Genomic DNA, 5,402 nt, shown 5'->3' with positions numbered 1-5,402 from the left:
GGGATGGGTCGCCGTGGAACAAAAGCATAATAAAATTGACGTCCTACACACATCTTAAAGAACGAAGATTTCTACTCAATCCGGTCTATAGATAGTCCGAATTCTCTATCGAGCAGATTCCACCTGCTTCCCACTCACACAATTCACTTAACCCAAAGATCGATACGTAAACCTAAATATTCACCACACATTCTTAAAAACTTCATGTTTCAAAAAACTGCCTTATATCATTACACTTCAAATGACGGTATTTTACAGCATAATAAGACGCACTCTATCCCACAAAGCATAGATATGAATGCCATTCGTTGACCTCATCATCTTTGACCATTTATTCGTTTCATTGTCATTGTAATTTTAAAGCTTTTTAGAACCAATTTTCTTGCTAAATTCTCTCCAACGCAATGCTCCAATGATCCTATAGTAACTACATTTCAAACAGCAGCTGAAAAGATGATTAAGCTTCCACATGGCTGAGCAATTTTAAGTCTATTACTTCGATACACTGATATATTTTTCTGCTACAAGATAAGCAAAATACCTTTATACAACATAAAATATCAATGGAGCGCATTTTTCTATATACAAGTTATTTTGAAATAAGAAATTCTTTACCCCATTTTTAAAATTATCGTTAAGGATATTACGAAAATACTTATAAAAATCCGTATGATAAATACATAACAGTCTATGAAAAAGGAGAACTCATGGCTTATTGGCTTTTTAAATCTGAACCCCATAAATGGTCATGGGAGATGCAAAAGAAAAAAGGAGCTGATGGCGAACAATGGGATGGTGTACGCAATTATCAAGCTCGTAATAATATGCGCACTATGAAATATGGTGATAAAGGTTTTTTTTATCATTCAAATAAAGGTTTAGAAATTGTAGGAATTGTAGAAATATGTGCTGAAGCACACCCTGATTCTACAAGCTCTGATCCACGCTGGGAATGTGTGGACATCCGTGCACTTTGTGACATGCCAACACCTGTTTCATTAAAACAAATTAAAGCTAATCCCAAACTAGCAAATATGGTGCTGGTCAAAGCCAGCCGCTTATCAGTGCAACCCGTGACAGAAGATGAATGGAAAGAAGTCTGTTTGATGGGCAACCTTAAGAGGGAAATGCTTTTATCTTAAAACAATAATTTTTATTCATTAACTCATATAAAAAGATGCTTCATAGCGCAGAAGAATAAGCACAACACCTCCTTCTGTTGAGGTATTCTCATGCTAAATGCATAAATATGATATTTTTTTTGTCATTTTTTATCCTGCACTCTTTCTCAATACAGTCTCCTTCCAAATTACACAAAAAACCTCTTTATGATGCATCTTTTCGGCATTGCTAAAGGCAAAGCTTGCTCAACAATTATAATAAGCAACACCACGAACATAACACACAGCCCCTTCACACACAAATGCAACAAAAAAACAAAACTGAACGTGGATAAAAAACAATAAAAATGATCGTGAAATTCTCCTAAACAGTGCATATGTGCTAGGTGTTGCACAATTCTCTTCACGCTTAAAAAACGCATCATATTGCGTGTTCATTGTTTTGCATGTTGGACGAGTGCGCCTCATACCGCAGGATTCTCTCATTCCCAACCTGTTTATATTGAATCAATCAAAGGCTATTTGCTTGCACATTCTAAACGGAGAAAGTCCCATATGGAAAAAACCGTGAAAGAAAGGACTAAAAATTCCTCCTATGAATCGTCTCAAGTGCCAAGGACTGTCCGCAACACCCACGAGCTGGCAAAGTGAATGATAGTGCCACACCTTGTTTCTCCATAAAGCGTAAAGATGATGACACTCAATAGCTAAAACACGTTCTAGAACATAAAAAAACGCTTCCAACCAATACGTAAAATACCCTGCAGACGGAATACCGTCTTTTCAGCAAGCAACCATTAGAAATTATAAAAGTTTATTTTTTAGAAGCGCTCTTTTTTAATTTTCCTCTTTTAATTTTTCTTGCATGAAATCTTATTTTTCATGAAACTATATCAATCAGTGCATCAACATGCCTATAAGGAAAAACATGAACCACTATACTCTTTTAATCGTTGAAGACGATGATCTACGCCCTATTTTAGTAGAACAATTGCAAATGCATCAAGAGTTTAAAATTTTCCAAGCAAAAACAGCAGAAGCGGGAATGAGAATAATCCAAGAAGAAAATATTGATCTCACTATTTTGGGATTTCAACTTCCTGATCTTGATGGCTACAAAGCCGTTAAACAATTACGCACCCAAGGATTTCGTGCCCCCATTATCATGATAATAAATTATGATACAGACTGTGATAATATTTTAGATCTTGAAACAGGCGCCAATGATTATGTAACAAAACCCTTTCGCTTTGCGGTGTTATTAGCGAGAATTCGAGCACAGTTGCGCCAATATGAACAAAATGAAGACGCAACCTTTCATATTGGTCCCTATACTTTTAAACTAAGACAAAAACTTCTTCTTGATCAATGCAACAATAAAATCTGTCTCACAGAAAAAGAAGCAGCGATCCTTAAATGTCTCTATCATGCCAATGATAAAATTGTCAGCCGTGAAACATTGTTAGAACAAGTTTGGGGATATAATGAAAATATTATCACCCATACTTTAGAAACCCATATCTATCGTTTGCGACAAAAAATCGAAAACGATCCCTCCAATGCGCAAATTCTCATAACAGATCAAAATGGTTACCGTTTAAATCTTTAATTCGAGATTTTCTGTTTCAAAAATAATTTTAATATTCTAAATGAAAACAGAAACGAGATGAAAAAACCTTCGCATATAATTCGAATGCTATTACATAGAACTTACTCTTATGACAAAATATATAACATTATGAATAAAAAACGAAATATTCCAACATGAGAACCAAAAACAAAAATGCTTTCAACCCTCACGATATACTTTGTAACTTCTGTTTCACATGCTTTTGTTCTTTCTAAAGTTTTTAATATGTTTCGCATATAAATAATCGTGATATCTTTTAGCAACATTCTTGATCATAACTATCATCTTTAGATGAGTGCTATTTATGATTATTTTTTTCAGAAAAACCGCTCCACGCACTGCTTTATCTCACATTCACTAACCTAACTTGAGAGATGTTTTTTATCTTTATAGTTTTCCTCCATTCTTTATGACTTTATCTCCTCTTAAGAGGTTATATAATTCATGATATAACGCTAAATGTTTATCCTAACGATAAAGCCACTGGGCATCACCATCTTTACGCTTATAAAAGAACAAGCCAGCACCATCACACACTTATGTTAGATCTCGATGTTGCAGAGGAGCCCTTGATACTTGAGATGGTTTATAAGAAGCATTGTAATCCTTCCTTGTACAGTTTTTAACCACCATAAACCATATTATGTAAGATCTCTTGGACTCTGCTATTTTTACGTTTACGAAGATACCAGCATTTTTTTCTTTTAAAATGTTTCCACTATTCATGAAATATGGTTCGGTATATAGATACTTGAGATTTTTATTCACATACCAATTCCACATATTAATGTACAAAAGAATATTTTTTAATTGTAAATGCAAAAAATTGAAATAAGAGAATGCCTCTATATTTACGATTCTTATGACAATGACAAAATGATTAATTATCTTTATAAATTAAAATATTTCTTGTCTGTGGTGATAAAGCAGGAATAAAAATACGTCGCGACTGACGACGCTGTACGAGCAAACCCTGATAAACACGTTTTTGTGCCTGACACATTAAGAGTCCACCAAAATAAGGCAAAAGATAGCGAGCAAATGGCTCGTAAAAAAATGAGAGCAACCGCGAAAAATACCCCGTAGAGGGCATATAGTGTACAATTTCTTGTATTGGTCCAGAAACAAAATTTGTTTTTTCGAACAAACGAGTAATTTGTTGCCGACTATAGGGTTCGCCATAACCAAAGGGCGTAGTAATATTGCGCGCCCAAAAGCCAGAGCGATTAGGTACAATAACGATCAAGTGGCCATTGGGTGCTAAAACACGCCATATTTCATTCAACGTTTCAAATGAATTTTCTGTATATTCTAATGCATGTACCAATAAAATACAGTCAACTGACGCATCCGGAAGCGGCAAATCTTCTTCAAAAACAAGCGCTGTAGCAACTTGCTCAGAACAAGGCCAAGGCGAAACACCCTGAGAAGCTGGCATAAAAGCAAAACATTGTTGGGCACGTTCACGCAATGTAGAAAGATAAGGAAGTGCATAACCCAATCCCATAATCCGTTTATCCGTAAGATCAGGCCACCATAAATTCAATTGGTCACACAGCGTTTTTTGCACACGCAGTCCAAGTGCAGAAGCATAAAAATCTTTCAGCGTAACGATATCCAACTCAACATACCATGTAGAAACAAATTTCAAACATTACAGATTTTCATATACCAAACCTATATGGACTTCTGCTTTTTTTCCGCAATAGCGAACATTTCAATATTGCATATTTTAAACTTAAATGATTAAAAAATCAGTACAACAGGATGATTATTGCCTTACAAGCACTTTAATCATTTTTTTGGAGATAAACCCCATAGAGGTTCTTCATATACTGTTTTTGACATCAATTAAGAAAAAAGCCAACACTGGTTAATTAAAATGAAGCAATCTTTCAAGATAGTTTTTTTCTTCTTCTGAAAGATGCTCTTTACCAAGACGTTTGCGAATTTCATCCAAAATCTGCCGCGTACGCATTTGATCACTTTCTTGTGGTAGTGCCTCGCCTTCTTGTTCTTCATCTGTTGTTGAAGAAAGTGGACGTCCTAACGGATCTTTAGGACCAAAATCAGCATTTTGATCATCTCCCGTTTCTTTAAGTGTTTCGCGCATTTTTTTCAAAACATTTTGTGCACCTTGCCTCAAAGATTCCAAAGCATCAGACTGATTTTGTATAGATACCTGATGATTTCCATTATCAAGCGCATTTTCCGCAGAATTCATTTTTTCTTCTGCCCTTTTCAATGCGCCCCCTGTTTCAAATCCTTGTTCTGATAATTCTTTTTCTAATGTTGATAATTCAGATTGCAATTCAGCTTGACGTTTTTTTAAAGATTTTTTTTGTGTTTCCGGTACATTTTCTCCGCGTTTTTGTTCCATCTCTAACTGATGTGTTTCATTGAGAATTTCTTGCTGACGACGCATTAAATCTCCAAGCTGGTCCATCTTTTCTTTCATTTGTGCAGATTGGCTTTTTTCTCCCTCATTTTGATTGCCTTTTTGCACATGCAAATGATCAAGCGTCTGTTCAACTTCCGCCAAGAGTTGTTCAGCTGCTAAAGAAGAGCCTGTTTTAGCCATTTCCTCAATTAAATTTAGCTTTTCTTGTAATGTAGCTTCAGAAAGATTAGGACTTTTTGAGCTTTTAGAA

General features: G+C 35.2%; 4 protein-coding genes. 2 read left to right on the top strand and 2 right to left on the bottom strand.

Annotation, left to right across the window (positions count from 1 at the left end):
• The first annotated feature begins 707 nt into the window (after positions 1-707).
• Together ACFIL8_RS03470 and ACFIL8_RS03465 are read left to right on the top strand one after the other, a co-directional pair.
• Positions 708-1,142, top strand: coding sequence for an EVE domain-containing protein (locus ACFIL8_RS03470; protein WP_375612221.1), 435 nt, complete (start codon positions 708-710; stop codon positions 1,140-1,142).
• 907 nt (positions 1,143-2,049) lie between these two features.
• Positions 2,050-2,730, top strand: a complete 681-nt coding sequence (locus ACFIL8_RS03465) for a response regulator transcription factor (protein ID WP_375612220.1) — start codon at positions 2,050-2,052, stop codon at positions 2,728-2,730.
• Between the two features lie 901 nt (positions 2,731-3,631).
• Here ACFIL8_RS03465 and ACFIL8_RS03460 read toward each other — a convergent pair.
• On the bottom strand, positions 3,632-4,402 hold the full coding sequence (locus tag ACFIL8_RS03460; RefSeq protein WP_375612730.1) for a class I SAM-dependent methyltransferase: 771 nt from the start codon (positions 4,400-4,402) through the stop codon (positions 3,632-3,634).
• Positions 4,403-4,624: 222 nt separating this feature from the next.
• Positions 4,625-5,402 (bottom strand): DUF4175 family protein (locus ACFIL8_RS03455; RefSeq protein ID WP_375688922.1); only part of this gene is annotated, 778 nt, incomplete at its 5' end.

It is taken from the genome of Bartonella sp. AP57NXGY, assembly GCF_042195805.1.
Taxonomy (GTDB): domain Bacteria; phylum Pseudomonadota; class Alphaproteobacteria; order Rhizobiales; family Rhizobiaceae; genus Bartonella.
Note: the sequence above shows the minus strand (reverse complement) of the source record. Positions and strands in the feature narration are given on the sequence as shown.

Bases quoted from the DNA above. Each gene is read 5' to 3' on its own strand.
- ACFIL8_RS03470 (WP_375612221.1), top strand. From the start codon at position 708: ATGGCTTATTGGCTTTTTAAATCTGAACCCCATAAATGGTCATGGGAG.
- ACFIL8_RS03465 (WP_375612220.1), top strand. From the start codon at position 2,050: ATGAACCACTATACTCTTTTAATCGTTGAAGACGATGATCTACGCCCT.